Genomic DNA, 19015 nt, shown 5'->3' on the forward strand with positions numbered 1-19015 from the left:
CGTGCCCGGCGGGCGGCCGCTCGATAGCCCCGTTACTGGTTGTTCTGTCGGCCGAGGAAACGCGGAATATCGACCCCGTCCTCCTTGCCGCCTTCATCGCTATCGGGTGCCGAAGCCCCGCGCGACAAGCGCGACATGCGCTCGAACAAGGTTCCGCCCCCGACCGACCGTGCAGGCGATTCGTCCGCCGGCGTCGGATCTGCGGCAGGCGCCGAGCGATATTCGGCCGGCGCTTCGGGCGCGTCGAGCACGAGCTCGTCGGCGGTATCGTCATAGGTCGCGGCGACCTGTGACAATTCCATCGGCTCCTCTTCGGCCGCGGCCGCCGGAGCATCGCGCTCGGCGGCGTCGCCCAGCGAGAAGCCGGGGGCCGGATCCTTGTCTTCCACCGATACGGTTTCGGCGAGGGCTTCTTCCTGAACCGCCGGTTCGACAGTCTCTTCTGCCGCCGGAGCGGGGGCGGCCGCACGCGCGGGAGCGAAGGAGAAGCTGCGCGTCGCGGGAGATGCCTGCGCCGCCCCTTCGCCGTTACTGTCGATTCCGGTGGCGACCACCGACACGCGGATCTTGCCATCGAGGCTGTCGTTGAACGCACTGCCCCAGATGATGTTGGCGTCGGGGTCGACCAGCTCGCGGATGTGGTTCGCGGCCTCGTCGACTTCCATCAGGCGCATGTCTTCGCCGCCGGTGATCGAGATGATGACACCCTTCGCGCCCGCCATCGACACGCCGTCGAGCAGCGGGTTGGCAATAGCCTTTTGCGCGGCTTCGAGCGCACGGCCGTCGCCTTCGGCCTCGCCGGTGCCCATCATCGCCTTGCCCATTTCGCGCATCACGCTGCGCACGTCGGCAAAGTCGAGGTTGATGAGGCCGGGCATGACCATCAGGTCGGTGATGCCGCGCACGCCCTGCTGCAACACTTCATCCGCCATGGTGAAGGCTTCTTTGAAGGTCGTGTTGGGATTGGCGACCAGGAACAGATTCTGGTTCGGGATGACGATCAGCGTGTCGACATGATCCTGCAGCTCGGCAATGCCCGAGTCCGCCGAACGCATGCGGCGCTGGCCTTCGAAGGTGAAGGGCTTGGTCACAACGCCGACGGTCAGGATGCCGCGGTCGCGCGCCGCCTTGGCGATCACAGGCGCCGCACCGGTGCCGGTGCCGCCGCCCATTCCGGCCGCGATAAAGCACATGTGCGCGCCGTTCAGCGCCTCTTCGACCTGTGCGATGCTTTCCTCGGCGGCCGCGCGGCCGACCTCGGGCCGCGAACCCGCGCCAAGCCCCTGGGTGATCTGTGTCCCCAGCTGGATGCGCCTCTCGGCCGGCGAAGCATTGAGCGCCTGCGCGTCGGTGTTGGCGACGATGAAATCGACCCCCTCGACACGTGCCGCAATCATGTTTGCGATGGCATTGCCGCCCGCGCCGCCGACGCCGATCACCGCGATGCGCGGCTTCAGCTCATCGACCTGCGGCGGGCCAATATTGATGCTCATCAAATAGTCTCCCTGCAGCGGCGGACAGGTGCCGCTTCCCCAACCTTGCGACCCAGCCGGGCGGTAGTCCGTCCGCCCGGTTTTCTACTACCGCATTGCACTATTGTGACGTGGGAATCACCCAAAAAATTAACCTTTTCGTCGCTTGTCATCTAAAAACTGCTTTTCAATGCTGCCATCAACCGGTGCAGGATCGACGTGCCCGCGGGCTTGTATACATCCTGCGCCATCATCGGCAGATCGCGGAGGTCCACGGGGTCCGACGCGGCATAGAGAACCAGACCCGCGAGCGTCGCGAAAGCGGGGCCACTATGCGCATCGGGCAGACCGTGCAAGCCGCGCGGTCGCCCGACGCGCGCGGCGCGGCCGAGCGCGCTTTGGGTGTAGTCGGCGATGCCTTTCAGGTCAGCACCACCACCGACGAGCACAACCTGACGCCCGATCGGGCCGACGAAATGCAGGTCTTTCAGTGTCCGGCCGATCTCGCCCATCATCGCGTCGAGCCGCTGGCGGATCACCGCCACCAACTGCGCGCGCGTGATGCGCGGGGAATCACCGTTTGTCGGAGCGCCCGGTTCGAGTTCGATGATCTCGTTATTGTCGCGCGGGCTGGCCGAGGCCGAGCCGTAGAAGCTCTGGAGCCGCTGCGCCTGGCTGCGGCGAATGCCAAAGGCCGAGGCGATGTCATCGGTGATGTCGCTGGCGCCGAAGGGCAGCGACGCCATTTCGACCAGCATCCCGCCCGCATAGAGCGACACCGTCGTGACTGCTGCACCGAGTTCGACCAGCGCGACGCCGAGGTCGCGCTCCTCGTCCGAAAGGCAGGCGAGCCCGGCGGCGATCGGCGAGGCGACGACCGCGTTGACGTCGAGATGCGCCTGCCGAACCGCGGCCTCGAGGTTCCGCACCGGGGCGCCGTCGGCCATGATGATATGAATATCAACGCCGAGGCGGTCGGCGTGGAGGCCGATCGGGTTCTTGACCCCCGTCAGCCCGTCGAGCGTGTAGAGCGCGGGCTGCGCATGGAGGATCATGCGGCCTTCGGGGTCGATGCCTGCGCGGCCCGCGGCGAGCAGGTCGTCAATATCCTCCTTCTCGATACGGTGACCGCCGAGTTCGCTTTCGATCGGCGCGACGTCGCTCAAAAGGCCGCCAGCCGAGAAGCTGACCCACACGTCGTCGATGTTCAGGCCCGCGATGCGTTCTGCCTGTTCGATCGCCTCGCGCACGATATGCTCGGTCTGTTCCATGTCGGCGACATAGCCGCGCTGGACCCCGCGGCTCTCGCGCTGTCCGGTGCCGAGCACGTGCAGCTGGCCGTCGGCGGTCTGCCCCGCGATCAGCGCGCAGACCTTCCACGACCCGACATCGAGCGCGGTGATGATCTTTTCGATGCGCGGCGGCGCCATGGCTTATCCCTTCTCCGCCGAGGCTTCGGCGACGGCATCGACCGCGGCGCGTGCATCGTCGAGTTTTGCGGGTGCCACCTGCCCTTCGTGCGGCAGGCGTAGCACGAAGCGCGCGGGGTCGCGCATGTCGAAGCGCAATATGCCGCGCCCGAGTAAACGGTTGGCGCCGTCCATATGCGCGAATTTGGCGAGCGCGGCCTTCGCCTCGGCCTCGCCTTCAGGAAGCGACAGCGTCTCGCCGCTGCGGAAACGCAGATCCCAGCGGCGGTTGCCGACCCAGGTTGCGCCCGCGAGCAATTCCTTGAGGCTGCTCGCCTCGGTCAGCAAACGGTCGAGGTCTTGCGAGCGCTGGTTCGCCTTCGGCCCGATGACGAGCGGCAGGTCGGGCATCATCGCAACGGTGACGGGTTCGAGCACCACGCCCTTTTCGTCGATCAGCGACAGGCGGTTGTTGTGCTGCCAGATCGCCGCCGGGGTGCGCTCGACGATATCGACGACGAGCGTGTCGGGCAGGCGGCGCGACACGCGCGCATCCTTGATCCAGCCGTAGCGCATCAGGTGGTCGCGCACGTCCTCGAGGTCGACCGCCGCCATCGAGCGGTCCTTCTGCGCGAGTGCGATGTCATAGACTTTGAGCCGGTCGATGCGGTCGGCGCCGACGACTTCGACCTTCTTGACCTGGAACCCCGCGCGGCCGACCGCCTGCGCATATTCCTCGTGGATCTTCGCGGTCACGCCGGTGGCATGTGCGCCGATCGCGACGACAGCGCACAGGCTGAGACCGATCGTCCAGTTGGCGACCTTTTGCAGCCGCTGCGGGCTGATCGGCAGCGCGTTGATGATCGCGTTGAGGCGCGAGGTCTGAACCTTCCGCCGCTTCTTCGGCGCGCGCGCCGGGCGGCGCGGCGGCGCCTTCCCCCGCTTGATCTGTGTCTTGCTCATGATAACGCTTCCCCCACGATGCGTTCGACCAGTTCGGCATAGTCCATGCCCATCGCCCTCCCCTGTTCGGGCACGAGGCTGAGCGCCGTCATCCCCGGTTGGGTATTGACCTCGAGCAGGAAAATGCCCGCGAGGCCATGTTCGTCGTCCCAGCGGAAATCCGAGCGCGAGGCGCCCTTGCAGCCGAGCAGCCGATGCGATTGCAGCGCCAGATCCATCATCCGCTGCGCAACGTCGGCGGGGACGTCGGCGGGGCAGACATGCTCGGTCAGCCCGTCGGTATATTTGGCGTCATAGTCGTAGAAACCAGACTTGACGCGGAGTTCGGTAACCGCGAGCGCCTGATCGGCGAGCACCGCGACGGTCAGTTCGCGTCCCTTGATGAAAGGTTCGGCGAGCAGGCGGTCGAACTCCTGCCAAGGGCCGACGGCTTCGCGCGCGATCGGGTTGCCGTAATTGCTGTCGTCCTTGACGATCGCGACCCCGACCGACGAGCCTTCGTTGACAGGCTTCAGGACGTAGGGGCGCGGCAAGGGGTCGACTGTAAAGAGGCTTTCGCTGTCGACCATGGTCCCCGTCGGCATCGGGATTCCATGCGGCACAAGCGCCTGTTTCGTCAATTCCTTGTCGATCGCGATCACCGAGGTGACGAGCCCGCTGTGCGTATATTTGAGGCCCATCAGGTCGAGCATGCCCTGCACGGTGCCGTCCTCACCCGGGACGCCGTGGAGCGCGTTGAACACGACGTCGGGTTTCGCCTCGGTCAGCCGCAGCGCGACGTCGCGGTCCATGTCGATGCGCGTGACCTTGTGGCCGCGGCTTTCCAGCGCATCGGCGACACCGTTGCCGCTCATCAGCGACACTTCGCGCTCGGCCGACCAGCCGCCCATCAGGACCGCGACGTGCCACGGACCCCGGCTCATGAATTCATCCTTTGGCTGTAAAGTGGGGGCTGCGCAGCGATAACAGCCTCGTCGCAACCCTCCTCCCACGGGAACAGACGCTGTTCAACACCCGGCCAGACGATCTGAAACGCCGTTTCCATCGGACGTCCCAATTCGCGCCGATGCACCCACATCGCCGAATTGAAATAGTCTGCGAGATTTTCGTTCAGAACACGGCGGGCAACACAGGAGTAGCCTTCGATCAGACCCTCGAGGATTTGCTCATCGGTCAGGACAAGGCCCTTCCGGTACTGGGCCGCCACTTCATTTATCATGAAATGCATCAGGTCCTTTGGCAGACCGAAGACAACAATGTCGGGCTGTCCGACCGAAACCGGCAAGCCGGCCGAATAGGAGAAGGATTTGATCTTGTTCGCCGGGTCGAAGACGTATGTGACCTGACAGTCGTGATTTTCGATATTCCGAAGCAGCGTGGTTTCATATTCCGTAAGGGTTGGATCAGCGGTCACGTTCCCACTCCTACGCGCTGAATCTCCCATTGCAGTTCGATGCCGCTCTTGTCCCTCACCCGGCGGCGGACTTCCTCGCCGAGTGCTTCGATGTCGGCGCTGGTCGCATCGCCGGTGTTGATCAGGAAATTGGTGTGCTTCTCGCTGACCTGCGCGCCGCCGACGGCAAAACCGCGGCAGCCCGCATCGTCGACGAGCTGCCAAGCCTTGTGGCCGTCGGGATTCTTGAAGGTCGAACCGCCGGTCTTCGAGCGTAGCGGCTGTGAAGCTTCGCGGCTCGCCGAGATGCGGTCCATTTCGGCCTGGATGACCGTGGGTTCGCCGGGCTGCCCCCGGAAAGTCGCGCCAATCACGACCGCGCCTTTGGGCAATTCGCTGTGGCGATAAGTATAGCCGAGGCCGGCGAGCGGCAGCGTCCTCTGATCGCCCGAACGCAGCACGACGTCGCAATCGATGAGGATGTCCTTTACCTCAGCCCCATAAGCGCCGCCGTTCATGCGCACGAAGCCGCCGACGGTGCCGGGGATCGAGCGCAGAAATTCCATGCCCGCGATACCCGCGTCGCGCGCGGTTGAGGAAACGAGAATGCCCGACGCGCCACCACCGCACCGGAGCGTCGTTGCGTCGACAGCTTCGACTTTGGCGAACGCCTTGCCAAGCCGGACGACGACGCCCGGAAAGCCGCCGTCGCGGACGATGAGGTTCGATCCGAGCCCGAGCGCCATCACCGGCGCCGCGGGATCGAGTTCGCGCAGAAAATCGGCAAGGTCGTCGGCGTCCTTGGGCTCGAACAGCCAGTCGGCAGGGCCACCCGACTTGAACCAGACGAGCGGCGCCAGCGGCGCTTTCGCCGTCAGCTTGCCGCGCACGGCGGGGAGGGTGTCGGCAGCGCTCATGCCGCCTCCACCGCCGCGGCGAGACCCGCCGCCATTTTGGTGATATCGCCCGCGCCGAGGCAGATGATCTTGTCGCCTGCACCGAGGTCGCCGGCGGCGATGTTCGCAGCGATGGCGGAGGCCAGCGCGCCGGCATCGGCGACGACATTCGCCTGGCGGTGACCGCGGTCGCGCAACCCTTCGACCAGAGCATCCGAAGACACGCCGTCGATCGGCGCTTCGCCTGCCGCATAGACGGGCAGCGCAAGCACGATGTCGGCGTCGTTAAACGCCTGCTGGAAATCGTCCATATGATCGCGCAGGCGCGTGAAACGGTGCGGCTGGACGACGCCGACGACGCGGCCCGCGCCGACGCCTTCGCGTGCGGCGGACAGAACGGCGCGGATTTCGACGGGATGATGCGCATAGTCGTCGATCACCGTCACTACGCCGTCACCCGCGGCGATCTCGCCGACCTTGGTGAAGCGGCGCTTGACCCCGGCAAAGCCGTGGAAACCCGACACGATCTTGTCGTCCGAAACGCCCATGTGCAGCGCGACCGCAATCGCCGCGAGCGAGTTCTGGACATTGTGGCGGCCCGACATCGGCAAATGAATGCCCTCGATCGTGCGGCTGTGGCCGTCGCGGTCGCGTACGACGACGTCGAAGCGGTTGCCGTTGGATCCCGGCGTCACATTGGTGCCGCGCACGTCCGCTTGGGCAGAAAAACCATAGGTGATGATCCGCCGGTCGCGGATGCGCGGGATGATCGCCTGCACCTCGGGATGGTCGAGGCAGAGCATCGCGGCGCCATAGAAAGGCACATTCTCGATAAACTCGACGAAGGCGTCCTTGATTGCGTCGAAGCTGCCATAATGGTCGAGATGCTCGGGGTCGATGTTGGTGACGACCGCGATCGTTCCGTCGAGGCGCAGGAAACTGCCGTCGCTCTCATCGGCCTCGACGACCATCCAATCCGACGCGCCGAGCCGAGCGTTCGAACCATAATTGTTGATGATGCCGCCGTTGATCACGGTCGGGTCGATCCCGCCGGCGTCGAGCAAGGCCGCGACAAGGCTGGTCGTCGTCGTCTTGCCGTGCGTGCCGGCGATCGCGACGGTCGATTTGAGCCGCATCAGTTCGGCGAGCATTTCGGCGCGGCGGACGAGCGGGATGCGGCTGGCGAGCGCGGCTTCGACCTCGGGATTGCCGCGCTTGACCGCGGTCGAGGTGACGACGACCGCGACGCCGTCAACGTTCGATGCCTCATGGCCGATCGCGACCTTGATGCCTTTTTTGCGCAGGCCCTCGACGACGTAGCTATCGGCGATGTCGCTGCCCTGCACCTGATAGCCGAGGTTGTGCATCACCTCGGCGATCCCCGACATGCCGATGCCGCCGATGCCGATGAAGTGGATGGTGCCGATGTCGGTCGCGACGCCGCGCATCATTCGCCTCCCGTGCGGGCAGAGGCCATGCCACTTGCGGCCGCACGCTGACCCGAGGGCGCACCGACGCGGATCACGTCCATCATCGGCGGCGCGGCGAGCGATTCGACTAGATCGGCAAGATCGCGGGTCGCGTCGGGCAATCCGCAGCTTGCCGCACGTTCCGCCGCATTTTCCAGTGCGCCGGGTTCGAGCGCCATGCGTTGAATATGCTTCGCGACCTCAGCCGGCGTGAAATCGGGCTGCCGGAACGAAATCGCCCCGCCCGCCTCGACAAGGTCGACGACATTATAGGTTTGATGATCGTCCATCGCGCTCGGATAGGGAACGAAGATCGCGGGGCGCCCGGCACACGCCAGTTCGGCGACGGTCGACGCGCCGGCGCGCGCGATCACGAGATGCGCCCAGCGCAGCCGCTCGGGGAAATCGGCGATATAGGGGGCACATTCGGCCGCGACGCCGAGTTCGGCATATTTGGCGCGCACCGTCTCCAGATCGGCCTCGCGGCACTGCTGCACGACTTGCAGGCGGCTGAGCAGTGCCGGGGGCAACATCGCGATGGCGGCCGGAACAACCTCGCTGAGCACCGTCGCGCCGAGGCTACCGCCGACGACAAGGAGGCGAACAATGCCATCCTCGGGCAGCGGCGGGTAGCCTTCTTCGCGGATCGCGATGATTTCGTCGCGCACCGGGTTGCCGGTGATATGCTTCTTGAGTTCATGCCCGGCGGGATAACGCTGAATATTATGATAGGCGACCGCGACGGCATCGACGCGCGGCGCCATCATCCGGTTGACACGGCCGAGCACGGCATTTTGCTCGTGGAGCACGCGCGGCCGTTTCGTCGTGCCCGCGGCGAGCAAACTGGGGAGCGAAGGATAGCCGCCAAAGCCGACGACGACCGCAGGGTCGAACTCGCGGATCAACTCGATCGCCATGCGGCGGCCCTTGCGGATCGCGAGCGCGGCCTTGAGCCAGCCAACCGGCCCGCCCGATACGCGGCCGGCAGGCAGGACGTGTGTTTCCATCTCGGCAGGGGCGCCGGGAATCTTGAGTCCGCGGTCGTCGCTGACCAGCGCGACGCGGTGTCCGCGCGAAATCAATTCGCCCGCGAGGGCGTAGGCGGGCAGCATATGTCCTCCCGTCCCGCCGGCGGCGAGAAGGAAGTGGCGCGTCGCTGTCATTTTTGGGCGCTCATTTCTTGTTCCAGTTGCGGGTCATCGACACCCGTGCCGCATAGGGGTTCCGCCGGGTCAGCGACAAGAGCAAACCCATGCCGATCGACAAAGCGATGAAAGAGGAGCCGCCATAGCTGATGAAAGGCAAGGTCATCCCCTTCGACGGGAATATCTGCGTGTTCACCGCCATGTTGATCACCGCCTGCCCGCCGAACTGCGCGATCAGGCCCGCGACCGCGAGGATCAGGAAGCTGTCTTCCTCATCGAGCAAGCGGACGAGGACGCGGACGATGATCGCAAGATAGAGCACCGCGATCGCGATGCACGCGATCATCCCGAATTCCTCGCCGATGACTGAGAAAATATAATCGGTGTGCGCCTCCGGCAGTTGGAACTTCGCGAGACCCGCGCCGGGGCCGGTGCCGATGAGGCCGCCCGCGGTCAAAGTCGCATGCGCTTTGTCGACCTGGAAGCTGTCGCCCTCGGCGAAAAGCCAGATGTTGATACGCTGCTGCGCGACAGGATAGAAGAAATAGGCGAGGACAAGCCCGACAACCCCGGCCCCTGCAAGGCCGGCGAGGATGCGCATCGACAGACCCGCAACCATCACCAGCACCAGCCAGGTCGCGACGAAAATGACCGTCTGACCGAGGTCGGGCTGACCCATGAGGAGCAGCGCGATGACGCCGGTGAGCGCGAGCGCCAGTGGCACGACCGGCAGGCTCTGGTCGTGCAGCCGAAGCGACAGCACCCATGCGAGCGCGACCGCGAAGAAGGGCTTGAGGAACTCCGACGGCTGAAGGCGGAACACCCCGCTGCCGATCCACCGCTGCGCGCCATTCACCGACGTGCCGACCAGCGGCACGAGGAAGAGCAGGAACAGAAAGGCGATGGTGCCATAGATGGCGAAGCGCCGCGCCTGTGCCTTGGGCAGCATCGATACCATCAGCATCACCGGCACGCCGACGATCACCCACATCAGCTGGCGATAGAAATAATAGAGCGGGTCGAGCGACGCGGTCGACGTCGACAGCTTTTGCGCCGCAACGGGCGAAGCGGCCGCCACGGCGACCAACCCGACCGCGACGAGAATCGACACGAGCAGCAGCAGCACACGGTCGATTTCCCAGAACCACAGGCCCAGCGGGGTGCGGTCGGCGCGGCTGAGGCGCGGGCCGCGGCGTTTCGTCGTACGCGTGGCGGCGATCACCGGCCTTTCGGTCGTGGCGTCCATATTGTCCCCCCCGCTCATGCCCCGAGCGCCTGCACGAGGGTGCGGAACATGTCGCCGCGCTCCTCATAATCCTTGAACTGGTCGAACGACGCGCACGCTGGCGACAGCAGCACAATGTCTCCAGGCTTCGCGGCCGCTGCGGCATGCGCGACCGCGGTCGCCATGTCGCCTGCCCGGTCGACGGGCAGCGCGTCGCCGATCTCGGCCGCGAACGGCTCCATCGCCTCACCGATCAGATAGGCCCGTTTGACATGGCCGAACCAGGGGCGGCACGCCGCGAGGCCGTCGCCCTTGGCCTTGCCGCCGGCGATCCAGTGAAGACGCTGGTCCGGCGCCGGCGGGAAAGCCGCCAGCGCCGGTGCAGCGGAAGCCGCGTTGGTAGCCTTGCTGTCATTGAACCAGCTGACCCCCCCGACTTCGCCGACCAATTCCATACGATGCGGCAGCGACTTGTACGTCGCGAGGCCGCGTTCGATCTGCTCGTCATTCAGCCCCAGAACGCGGGACACGGCGATCGCGCACACGGCGTTCTGGGCATTGTGCGGCCCCTGCAATGCGGGCCAGCGCGCCTGATCGACCGGGTCGACATCCTTTGCCGACACGCGGTGGAGGCGGTGATTGATCCGGCTCGCGACCATCTTCGACGGATCATCGTCAATCGCGACGATCGCGACCTGATCGCGGTGCTGGAGCGAGAAGAGCCGTGCCTTCGATGCGGCGTAACCGGTGAAGCCGTCGTAGCGGTCGAGGTGATCGGGGCTGAGGTTGGTGAGCACCGCGATATCGCACGCGAGGCTTTGCGAAAGGTCGATCTGGTAGCTCGACAGTTCGAGCACATAGACGCCGCCTTCGGGGAGCGGGTCGCGCGACAGGATCGGCAGCCCGATATTGCCGCCCATCAGCGACGGCACCCCGGCGCTTTCGAGCACATGCTGGACGAGCGCGGTGACGGTCGATTTGCCGTTGGTGCCGGTGATGCCGACGACCTTGTGCGCGGGCAGCTCGTCACGCGCCTCGGCAAAGAGTTCGATGTCGCCGATCACCGGCACATGCGCCTCGCGCGCGTGCGCGGCGATCGGGTGGCGGTTGAGCGGCACGCCGGGCGACACGACGACGCCGGCAAAACCGATCAAATCGATCTCGAGTGGATTGCCGATGTCGGCGCCGAGCGCCATCGCGTCGTCGCGCGCTTCCTCGCGGTCGTCCCACGCGGTCACGCCCGCGCCACTGGCGACGAGCGCCTCGACGGTCGCCAGACCCGAGCGCGCCAGTCCCAGCACCGCATAGCGGCGACCAGCAAAGACGCGCGAGGAGATCACCGGAGTTTCAAGGTCGCGAGTCCGGCAAGCGCGAGGACAATCGAGACGATCCAGAAGCGGATGACAACGGTGGATTCGGGCCAGCCGAGCTGCTCGAAATGGTGGTGGATTGGCGCCATGCGGAACACGCGCCTGCCCGTCCTTTTGTACCAGAAGACCTGGATGATGACCGACAGCGCCTCGACCACAAACAGCCCGCCGATGAGGACGAGGACAAGCTCATGCTGCGCCGTCACCGCGATCGTCGCGAGCGCGCCGCCCAGCGCAAGGCTGCCAGTGTCGCCCATGAAGACCGCCGCTGGGGGCGCATTGAACCAGAGGAAGGCAAGGCAGGCACCGATGATCGCGGCGGCGAAGATTGCCAACTCACCCGCGCCGGGAACATGTGGGATGCCCAGATATTCGGCAAACTTCACGTTACCCGACAAATAGACAATGACCAGCATAGCCATGCTGGCGATGAGCACCGGGAAGGTCGCGAGGCCGTCGAGACCATCGGTGAGGTTCACCGCATTGCCGAAACCGACGATCAGCACCATCGCAAAGACATAATAGAGCGGCCCAAGCTCGATCGCGACGTCGCTGAAAAAGGGCAGGTACAGGTCGGTCCCGGTACGCGACACAATCAGGAACACCGCGACCGCGGCGATCAGGAATTCGACCAACAGGCGCACGCGTCCCGGAATTCCGCGGTGGCTGGCCTTCGTCACCTTGTCGAGATCGTCAAGGAAGCCGACCGCCGCGAAACCGCCAGTGACGAACAGGCAGGCCCAGACGAAACGGTTAGACAGGTCCATCCAGAGCAGCGCCGAAATCATCAGCGAGATCAGAATCATCAGCCCGCCCATCGTCGGCGTGCCCTTTTTGGCGAGATGGCTTTGCGGGCCGTCCTCGCGGATCGGCTGCCCCTTCCCTTGCCGCATGCGCAGCATCAGGATGAAGCGCGGGCCGATCCACAATCCGATAATGAGTGCGGTCGCAACCGCAGCCCCTGAGCGGAAGCTCAGGTAGCGAATGAGGTTGAGAGCCCCCGGAAAGCCAAGCCATTCCGCCAGCCAATATAGCATCAATAGTCCCCGTTGGTCAGCGCCGTCACGACATGCGACAGCCCGACGCTGTTCGACCCCTTGACCAGCACGGCGTCGCCCGGACGGATCAGGTCCTTCAGCCGCCCTACCGCGGCCGAGTGGGCGGGCACATGCTCGAAATCGATGCGTCCCTCAAGCGCTTTGGCGAGCGGCGCCATCTCTTCACCGACAAGCAGGGCGAATTGCACCCCCGCCGCGACGAGCGGAGCCGCGAGATCGGCGTGATACGCCTCCCCGTCCGGCCCCAGCTCCTTCATCGCGCCGAGAATCGCGATCTTGCGGTCGGCGGATTCGGTCGCCAGCTGGCCGATCGTCGCGGCCATCGAAGCGGGGTTCGCATTATAGCTTTCGTCGATGACCAGGATGTGCCCGCCCGGAACCTCGACGCGGTGACGCACGCCGCGACCGGCGAGCCCGCCCATCTCGGCGAAAGCGAGGCCCGCCGCGGGAAGGTCGCCGCCGACCGCCTTGACGGCCGCGAGCACGGCGAGTGAATTGGACACCCAATGCGCGCCGGCCTGCGCGATGGTGAAGCAGAGCAGCGAATCCTGCACCTGCGCGGTGACGAGCGAACCGCCCTTCCCGTCCGAGAGCCAGTCAACCGCACGCACATCGGCGCCCGTGCCAAGGCCGAAACTCACGATATGGGCGGCGTGCTTTTCCGCCTTGGCGCGCAAGCGCGCATAATGCGGGCTATCGAATGGGACGATCGCGGTGCCGCCGGGTTCGAGCCCTTCGAAAATCTCGCCCTTGGCGTCAGCGATAGCCTCTTCGCTGCCAAAATATTCCATATGCGCCGGGGCGATGGTGGTCACGATGGCGACATGCGGCCGAACCATACGCGTCAGCTCGGCGAGTTCGCCCGCATGGTTCATCCCCATTTCGAAGATGCCGAAATCGGCGGTCGAGGGCATGCGCGCGAGGCTGAGCGGAACGCCGACGTGGTTGTTGTAGCTTTTGACCGAGCGGTGAGCCTTGCCGGGACGAAAACGATCGAGCGCGGCGAACAGCGCTTCCTTCGTCCCGGTCTTGCCCGCCGAGCCGGTGACGCCGATGATGCGGCCATGGCTGCGCGCGCGCGACGCGGAGCCGAGCGCGTTCAGCGCCTCGGCGCTGTCGGCGACGCGAACATGCGGATGGTCGATCGCGCTTTCGCAGACGATGCCTGTGGCGCCCGCCGCGATCGCCTTGTCGATGAACTTGTGCCCGTCGGTCGCCTCGCCCTTCATCGCGACGAAGAGGTCGCCCTTCGTCACTTCGCGCGAGTCGAAGGCGACGCCCTGCACGGTGAAGTCGGCGCTCGCATCGCCCCCGGTGGCAGCAGCAATGGTGCGGGCGGTCCAGAGCGGGTTCATGCCGCCTCCTCACGCGTAACGGTCACATCGTCGAACGGAATGACGCGTATCGCGTCGCCGCGGCCGACAATCTGGCCCTGTTCGTGGCCCTTGCCCGCGATGCAAATAATGTCGTCGGCGTTTGCTTCGGCGATCGCGGCGGCGATCGCGGCGCGGCGGTCGCCGATGACCTGCGCATTGGGTGCGGCGGAAGCGATTGCGCCCCGAATGACGGCGGGATCTTCGCCGCGCGGATTGTCGTCGGTGATGATCAGCACGTCAGCCTTGGCAACCGCCACCTTGCCCATCTCGGGACGCTTTGCCCGGTCGCGGTCGCCGCCGGCGCCGAAAACGAGGATCAGACGGCCGGTTGCGTGCGGGCGCAGCGCGTCGAGCGCGGCCTCGATCGCGCCGGGGGTATGCGCATAGTCGACATAGACGGGCGCGCCGATCCGGGTGATCGCCGCGCGTTCGAGGCGGCCGCGCACCGGCTGCAGCCGCGCGAGATTGCCGAGCGTCTGCGCCGCATCGCCGCCGGTCGCGATGACCAGCCCGGCCGACACGAGCGCGTTTGCGACCTGATAGGCGCCGATCAACGGCAGGTTGATCTTTTGCGTGAGGTCGCCCGCCGCGATGACGAGCGCCTGGCCGAGCTGGGTCGGCTCACGCGAGACGAGGCGGAGCGTTTCGCCCTTGCTGCCTACGGTCAGCAGACGGACACTCCGCGCCGTCACCGCATCGATCACTTCGGCCGAATAGGCGTCGTCGGCCCATATGACCGCCGCGCCGTCCCGCTCGACCACCTCGTCAAAAAGCCGCATCTTGGCGGCGAGATAGGCATCCATCGTGCCGTGATAGTCGAGGTGGTCGTGGCTGAGGTTGGTGAAGGCGGCCGCCTTCACGGGCAGGCCCTCGGTGCGATACTGGTCGAGGCCGTGGCTCGACGCTTCGAACGCGGCGTGGGTGATGCCTTCGGCCGCGAGACCCGACATGTTCGAGAGGAAGGTGACGATGTCGGGTGTCGTCAGTCCCGTCGAGGCGCTGTCCTGCGAGGTCGTGATGCCGAGCGTCCCGATCGACGCGGCGTTGAACCCGGCCATCCGCCAGAGCTGACGCGTCATCTCGACGGTCGAGGTCTTGCCGTTCGTGCCCGTCACCGCGACGCAGGTCGCGGGAAAGCGGTGGAAGAAGCGCGCGGCGATATGCGCAAACGCGCGGCGCGGGTTGGCGTCGGCGATATGCACCGCGCCCTCGACTCGCGCTTCCGGACGCGCGACGATCGCGACCGCACCCGCTTCGACGGCAGCCGCAATAAATTCCTCGCCGTTGAACTTTTCACCGACGAAGGCGCCAAAGATGGTTCCGGGCGCAACCTTGCGATGGTCGATTGCGAGTCCCGTAACGACGGGATCGCTGCCCTCCAGCGCCTGATCTTCGAGCAGCGCGGCGAGACGCATCAGTGCGTTTCCTCGCCTCTCCGCAGCAGCGGGGTCAGTTCGGAGACATCAACGTCGCGGCTTTCGTCGGGGAAGACGCCCAACATCGGACCGGCGCGCGTTACGACCTTGCGCACCACCGGCGCCGCGGTCCAGCCGGCGGTCCGCTGGCCGGAGCTGAAGGCATTGCCCTTGGGCTCGTCGATCATCACCAGCACCACATAGCGCGGATTGTCCATCGGGAAAGCCGCCGCGAAGGTCGAGACGAGCGAATGACGGCGATAACCGCCCGCGCCCGGCTTTTCGGCCGATCCGGTCTTGCCACCGACGCGGAAGCCCGGCGCCTCGGCCTGCTTGCCGGTGCCGTCGGATACGATCAGGCGGAGCAGTTGGCGCATCCGCGCGCTGGTCGACGCCTTGAACACGCGGCGGCCCTGCGGCGGCGCCTTGTCGCCAAGCTTGAGCATCGTCGCCGGGCGATACATGCCGCCGTTGACGAGCGCGGCGTAGGCGCTGGCGAGGTGCAGCGGCGTTACCGCGATGCCGTGACCATAGCTGGTCGTCATCGTGGTCAGGCGCCCCCAATCCTTGGGCCACAGCGGAAAGGCACGCTCCTTGAGTTCGATTTGGGGGCGTTTGTCGAAGTCGAGATTGCGGAACAATTTTTCCATATTCTCGCGGCCGAGTTCGTCGGCGATGCGCGCGGTTGCGATGTTCGAGCTTTCGATCAGCGTTTCGGGCACATTGTACCAGCGCCCCGGGTGGCTGTCGCGGATGCGGAAGCCGGCGATCGCAAGCGGTGCCGAGGCATCGTAGCGGCGCGCCATATTGGTGATCGTGCCGTCGTCGATGGCGGCGCCGATCGAGAGCGGCTTGAAGGTCGAGCCGAGCTCGTAGAGATTATAGGTCACGGCGTTGCGGCGCGTCGCCGGATCGCTGCCGGTCAGCTTGTTCGGGTTGAAGGTCGGCAGCGAGGTCATCGCCGCGACTTCGCCGGTGTGGACGTCGAGGATGATCCCCGCGCCGCCGATCGCCTCGAGGTTGGCGACCGCCGAGCTCAGCTCGCTTTCGAGCACGCCCTGCACGCGCGCGTCGATCGACAGCGCGAGCGGCTCGCCGCGCGTCGCCTTGTCGATCAACCGCTGGTCGAATGCACCCTCGACGCCGGTGACGCCGTGCCCTTCGGCATTGGTGAAGCCGAGCACATGCGCGGCCAAGGTCAGCTGCGGATAGAGACGTTCCTTTTCGCGCGGGAAGTCGAAGCCGACGTCGCCGATCGCATTCACCGCCGCGACCTGATCGGGCAGCGCGCGGCGGCGGATATAGGTCGGGCGCGACCCGCTGACCTTTGCGAGCAGTTCCTCGCGCGGCATGTCGGGGAAAATCTTGTGCAGTTCGTCGGCGAGATATTGCCGGTTGTTGAGCAGCTTCGACGGGACGACGCGGATCGAATAGCCGTCGATCGTGCGTGCGAGCGGCACGCCGTTGCGGTCGACGATATCGGCACGCGCCGGGACGAAGGCGGTCGCCGCATTGGCGCTCGACGAGGTATCGAACAGCGCGAAATAGAGCAGCCGCACCGACACCACGAAAAATGCCGCCATGAACAGCAGCATCAGGATCATCAAACGCTGTTGTGCGGTCAGCAATATCTGCTGCCGCACCCCAGCGGTTCGAACCCGTGTTGGACGGACGACCAGCGTGTTCATCGGCCGGACTTGCCTCCTGCCGCTTCCACCGCCGCCGCGCGCTTGAGGTCGGCGAGCGTCGATTCGGCGAGCAACTGATCCTCGATCATCTTCAGCTGTTCGCGGCGGCGCGTCGGCGCCATCCGCGGCGGGGTGTCGCTGCGGATCGCGGTGTCGGCCTGCGCCAGGACGACCGGCTTGGCGGTGACAGGCTTCACCGCCGCGGGTTTGCTGGCCACCGGGCTTTCTTTCGGCGCACTAACGGCTGGCGTGCCAACGGGCGACACCATTGCCATCAGCACCGGCGCGACCTCATTGGCGCCGCGGGCGCGCGGCAGGCGGTCGAGCGACGCAAGCTGGCGCTCGTTCGCCAGATACTGCCCCGCATCGGGCGCCGAATAGCCGAAGGTGTCGGCATTCCACTGCTCGAGCTGGCGCATCGAGGCGCGCACCGCGAGTTCGGATTCGAGGTAGCGGATATTGTCGCGCGTCCGGTCGATCTGCCGTTCGATGCGCGTCAATTCGCTGCGTGTCGCCGCGACTTTCAGCGACACGGGATAGAGCATCATCGCGAAGATGAGCACGAGCAGGACCAGGCCGATCCCCTGGAGCTTGCGGGCCGCCATCAGCATGACATTGCCTCCTTCCCTGAATTTCCTCGGGTCGAATACGCCGGAGCAGCAGTCCGGATCGCACTGCGCAGCGTTGCCGAACGAGCGCGCGGGTTGCGCGTCTCTTCGGCCTTGCCCGGGCGCACCTTGCGTGCCGGGGTTTCGAAAGTTGCGGCCCGCGCCAGAGGGAGCGGCGCGGGCCGGTGGCGCGAACCCGCGGCATCGCCACCGCTGCGTTCGCGCAGGAAGTTCTTCACGATCCGGTCCTCGGTGCTGTGGAAGCTGACCACCGCCAGCCGGCCGCCGGGACGAAGCAGCCGTTCGGCGGCATTGAGGCCGGCGATCAATTCGTCGAGTTCGCCGTTCACATGGATGCGGATGGCTTGAAAGCTCTTGGTCGAGGGATCCTTGGGCGCGCCCGGCGGATGGCGCAGCGCCTTGCGGATCACCGTCGCGAGCTCATTGGTCCGGGTGAGCGGACGTGCCGCTACGATCGCGCGCGCAACGCGGCGCGACTGGCGCTCGTCGCCATAGTGAAAGAGCACGTCGGCGATGACATGCTCGTCGGCGCTGTTCAGCCAGTCAGCGGCGCTTTCGCCTTCCTGCGCCATGCGCATGTCGAGCGGCCCGTCCTTCTGGAACGAAAAGCCGCGCTCACCCTGGTCGAGCTGCATCGACGACACGCCGATGTCGAAGGTGATACCATCGACCGCCTCGACCCCGCGCTCGGCGAGCAGCCGGTCGATCTCGCCGAAGCGGCCGTGAATCAGCGTAAGCTTGCCGCCGGCCTCGGCGACCAGCGCCTGCCCCCCGGCAATCGCATCGGGATCGCGGTCGCAGGCGATGACGTCGGCGCCCGCGGCGAGCATCGCACGCGTGTAGCCGCCGGCGCCGAAGGTCGCGTCGACGTGGCACTCGCCCGGGGCGATGGCGAGCGCGGCGAGGACTTCTTCACGGAGGACCGGATCGTGGCGGGAATCCTGAGGGAGATCGGAGGGAAGGTCGGTCATTTGCGCCCCTTCCCTTTCGTCGCATCCCAGGAGGCGGCGAGGCGCTGCAGCACCGGGTCCGCCTCGGCGCATTCGGCCAAGGTCGGCAGCCACCAGATTTCGAGACGGCGGCCCGAGCCGATAAAAGCGGTCGCGCCGGCATCGCCGACGCGGTCGCGGTGGATGAAGCTGGGAAGAAAACGACCGCTATCGTCGAGCGTATAGGGTTCGGTGTAGCTGAAGCGCTTCTTGAATTCGGCATCCTCGTCGAAGTCGAGGTTGCGCAGTCGCGCGGTTTCGCGGTCGCGCTCGATTTCGCCGTTCAGCCGATCGTACTGGTCCTGGCCATAAGCGACGAGGCACGGCAGCTTTTCGTGGAAACCGACCCAAAGCACGCGCTGGCCGTCCGCAATGAGGGGCACATTGTTGCGGAATTGTGAGGGGACGGCGATGCGCCCCTTGCCATCGATCGCGGCGAAACTGGTGCCCGCATACTGGCCGGGCGTCACAATCGCCATCGCTCTGCCCCCCCGTATTCGCGCCACCGGGCAAAACTT

The 19015-nt window shown here is 66.0% G+C and carries 17 protein-coding genes; all 17 read right to left on the reverse strand.

Annotated elements, in window-relative coordinates:
- Nucleotides 1-32 precede the first annotated feature (32 nt).
- Entirely contained in the window at nucleotides 33-1493 is a 1461-nt protein-coding gene (gene ftsZ, locus ACREBX_RS09900) for a cell division protein FtsZ (RefSeq protein ID WP_431561575.1), read from the reverse strand.
- Nucleotides 1494-1645: 152 nt separating this feature from the next.
- Nucleotides 1646-2902 (reverse strand): cell division protein FtsA, encoded by a 1257-nt coding sequence (gene ftsA / locus ACREBX_RS09905; protein ID WP_431561576.1) that lies wholly within the window; start codon nucleotides 2900-2902, stop codon nucleotides 1646-1648.
- Between the two features lie 3 nt (nucleotides 2903-2905).
- The gene (locus tag ACREBX_RS09910) at nucleotides 2906-3844 is read right to left on the reverse strand and encodes a cell division protein FtsQ/DivIB (protein WP_431561577.1); all 939 of its coding nucleotides are present in this window, start codon (nucleotides 3842-3844) and stop codon (nucleotides 2906-2908) included.
- Complete coding sequence (locus ACREBX_RS09915; RefSeq protein ID WP_431561578.1) at nucleotides 3841-4767, reverse strand: D-alanine--D-alanine ligase; 927 nt, start codon at nucleotides 4765-4767, stop codon at nucleotides 3841-3843. Before ACREBX_RS09915 ends, ACREBX_RS09910 begins: the two co-directional genes overlap by 4 nt.
- Nucleotides 4764-5258 carry a DUF4262 domain-containing protein gene (locus ACREBX_RS09920; RefSeq protein WP_431561579.1) on the reverse strand — a complete coding sequence of 165 codons (495 nt, stop codon included), beginning with the start codon at nucleotides 5256-5258 and terminating at the stop codon, nucleotides 4764-4766. The genes ACREBX_RS09915 and ACREBX_RS09920 overlap by 4 nt, the downstream gene beginning before the upstream one ends.
- Nucleotides 5255-6154 carry a UDP-N-acetylmuramate dehydrogenase gene (gene murB / locus ACREBX_RS09925; RefSeq protein ID WP_431561580.1) on the reverse strand — a complete coding sequence of 300 codons (900 nt, stop codon included), beginning with the start codon at nucleotides 6152-6154 and terminating at the stop codon, nucleotides 5255-5257. Before murB ends, ACREBX_RS09920 begins: the two co-directional genes overlap by 4 nt.
- Entirely contained in the window at nucleotides 6151-7581 is a 1431-nt protein-coding gene (gene murC / locus ACREBX_RS09930; protein WP_431561644.1) for a UDP-N-acetylmuramate--L-alanine ligase, read from the reverse strand. The genes murB and murC overlap by 4 nt, the downstream gene beginning before the upstream one ends.
- Nucleotides 7581-8765 (reverse strand): undecaprenyldiphospho-muramoylpentapeptide beta-N-acetylglucosaminyltransferase, encoded by a 1185-nt coding sequence (murG, locus tag ACREBX_RS09935; protein WP_431561581.1) that lies wholly within the window; start codon nucleotides 8763-8765, stop codon nucleotides 7581-7583. Before murG ends, murC begins: the two co-directional genes overlap by 1 nt.
- Nucleotides 8766-8775: 10 nt before the next feature.
- A complete protein-coding gene (locus ACREBX_RS09940; protein ID WP_431561582.1) occupies nucleotides 8776-10011 on the reverse strand; it encodes an FtsW/RodA/SpoVE family cell cycle protein in 1236 nt (411 codons plus the stop codon).
- Nucleotides 10008-11312 carry a UDP-N-acetylmuramoyl-L-alanine--D-glutamate ligase gene (gene murD, locus ACREBX_RS09945; protein WP_431561583.1) on the reverse strand — a complete coding sequence of 435 codons (1305 nt, stop codon included), beginning with the start codon at nucleotides 11310-11312 and terminating at the stop codon, nucleotides 10008-10010. The genes ACREBX_RS09940 and murD overlap by 4 nt, the downstream gene beginning before the upstream one ends.
- Entirely contained in the window at nucleotides 11309-12379 is a 1071-nt protein-coding gene (gene mraY, locus ACREBX_RS09950) for a phospho-N-acetylmuramoyl-pentapeptide-transferase (protein ID WP_431561584.1), read from the reverse strand. The genes murD and mraY overlap by 4 nt, the downstream gene beginning before the upstream one ends.
- Entirely contained in the window at nucleotides 12379-13755 is a 1377-nt protein-coding gene (locus ACREBX_RS09955) for a UDP-N-acetylmuramoyl-tripeptide--D-alanyl-D-alanine ligase (protein ID WP_431561585.1), read from the reverse strand. Before ACREBX_RS09955 ends, mraY begins: the two co-directional genes overlap by 1 nt.
- A complete protein-coding gene (locus tag ACREBX_RS09960; RefSeq protein WP_431561586.1) occupies nucleotides 13752-15191 on the reverse strand; it encodes a UDP-N-acetylmuramoyl-L-alanyl-D-glutamate--2,6-diaminopimelate ligase in 1440 nt (479 codons plus the stop codon). Before ACREBX_RS09960 ends, ACREBX_RS09955 begins: the two co-directional genes overlap by 4 nt.
- A complete protein-coding gene (locus ACREBX_RS09965; RefSeq protein WP_431561587.1) occupies nucleotides 15191-16879 on the reverse strand; it encodes a peptidoglycan D,D-transpeptidase FtsI family protein in 1689 nt (562 codons plus the stop codon). Before ACREBX_RS09965 ends, ACREBX_RS09960 begins: the two co-directional genes overlap by 1 nt.
- On the reverse strand, nucleotides 16876-17490 hold the full coding sequence (locus ACREBX_RS09970) for a hypothetical protein (RefSeq protein WP_431561588.1): 615 nt from the start codon (nucleotides 17488-17490) through the stop codon (nucleotides 16876-16878). The genes ACREBX_RS09965 and ACREBX_RS09970 overlap by 4 nt, the downstream gene beginning before the upstream one ends.
- Nucleotides 17484-18479 carry a 16S rRNA (cytosine(1402)-N(4))-methyltransferase RsmH gene (rsmH, locus tag ACREBX_RS09975; RefSeq protein WP_431561589.1) on the reverse strand — a complete coding sequence of 332 codons (996 nt, stop codon included), beginning with the start codon at nucleotides 18477-18479 and terminating at the stop codon, nucleotides 17484-17486. Before rsmH ends, ACREBX_RS09970 begins: the two co-directional genes overlap by 7 nt.
- Entirely contained in the window at nucleotides 18476-18976 is a 501-nt protein-coding gene (locus ACREBX_RS09980) for a division/cell wall cluster transcriptional repressor MraZ (RefSeq protein ID WP_431561590.1), read from the reverse strand. The genes rsmH and ACREBX_RS09980 overlap by 4 nt, the downstream gene beginning before the upstream one ends.
- Nucleotides 18977-19015: the final 39 nt, after the last annotated feature.

Origin of the sequence: Sphingopyxis sp., from assembly GCF_050725655.1 — a bacterium.
Taxonomy (GTDB): Bacteria; Pseudomonadota; Alphaproteobacteria; order Sphingomonadales; family Sphingomonadaceae; genus Sphingopyxis.

Bases quoted from the DNA above. Each gene is read 5' to 3' on its own strand.
- ftsZ (WP_431561575.1), bottom strand. From the start codon at position 1,493: ATGAGCATCAATATTGGCCCGCCGCAGGTCGATGAGCTGAAGCCGCGC.
- ftsA (WP_431561576.1), bottom strand. From the start codon at position 2,902: ATGGCGCCGCCGCGCATCGAAAAGATCATCACCGCGCTCGATGTCGGG.
- ACREBX_RS09910 (WP_431561577.1), bottom strand. From the start codon at position 3,844: ATGAGCAAGACACAGATCAAGCGGGGGAAGGCGCCGCCGCGCCGCCCG.
- ACREBX_RS09915 (WP_431561578.1), bottom strand. From the start codon at position 4,767: ATGAGCCGGGGTCCGTGGCACGTCGCGGTCCTGATGGGCGGCTGGTCG.
- murB (WP_431561580.1), bottom strand. From the start codon at position 6,154: ATGAGCGCTGCCGACACCCTCCCCGCCGTGCGCGGCAAGCTGACGGCG.
- murC (WP_431561644.1), bottom strand. From the start codon at position 7,581: ATGCGCGGCGTCGCGACCGACATCGGCACCATCCACTTCATCGGCATC.
- murG (WP_431561581.1), bottom strand. From the start codon at position 8,765: ATGACAGCGACGCGCCACTTCCTTCTCGCCGCCGGCGGGACGGGAGGA.
- ACREBX_RS09940 (WP_431561582.1), bottom strand. From the start codon at position 10,011: ATGAGCGGGGGGGACAATATGGACGCCACGACCGAAAGGCCGGTGATC.
- mraY (WP_431561584.1), bottom strand. From the start codon at position 12,379: ATGCTATATTGGCTGGCGGAATGGCTTGGCTTTCCGGGGGCTCTCAAC.
- ACREBX_RS09955 (WP_431561585.1), bottom strand. From the start codon at position 13,755: ATGAACCCGCTCTGGACCGCCCGCACCATTGCTGCTGCCACCGGGGGC.
- ACREBX_RS09960 (WP_431561586.1), bottom strand. From the start codon at position 15,191: ATGCGTCTCGCCGCGCTGCTCGAAGATCAGGCGCTGGAGGGCAGCGAT.
- ACREBX_RS09965 (WP_431561587.1), bottom strand. From the start codon at position 16,879: ATGAACACGCTGGTCGTCCGTCCAACACGGGTTCGAACCGCTGGGGTG.
- ACREBX_RS09970 (WP_431561588.1), bottom strand. From the start codon at position 17,490: ATGCTGATGGCGGCCCGCAAGCTCCAGGGGATCGGCCTGGTCCTGCTC.
- rsmH (WP_431561589.1), bottom strand. From the start codon at position 18,479: ATGACCGACCTTCCCTCCGATCTCCCTCAGGATTCCCGCCACGATCCG.
- ACREBX_RS09980 (WP_431561590.1), bottom strand. From the start codon at position 18,976: ATGGCGATTGTGACGCCCGGCCAGTATGCGGGCACCAGTTTCGCCGCG.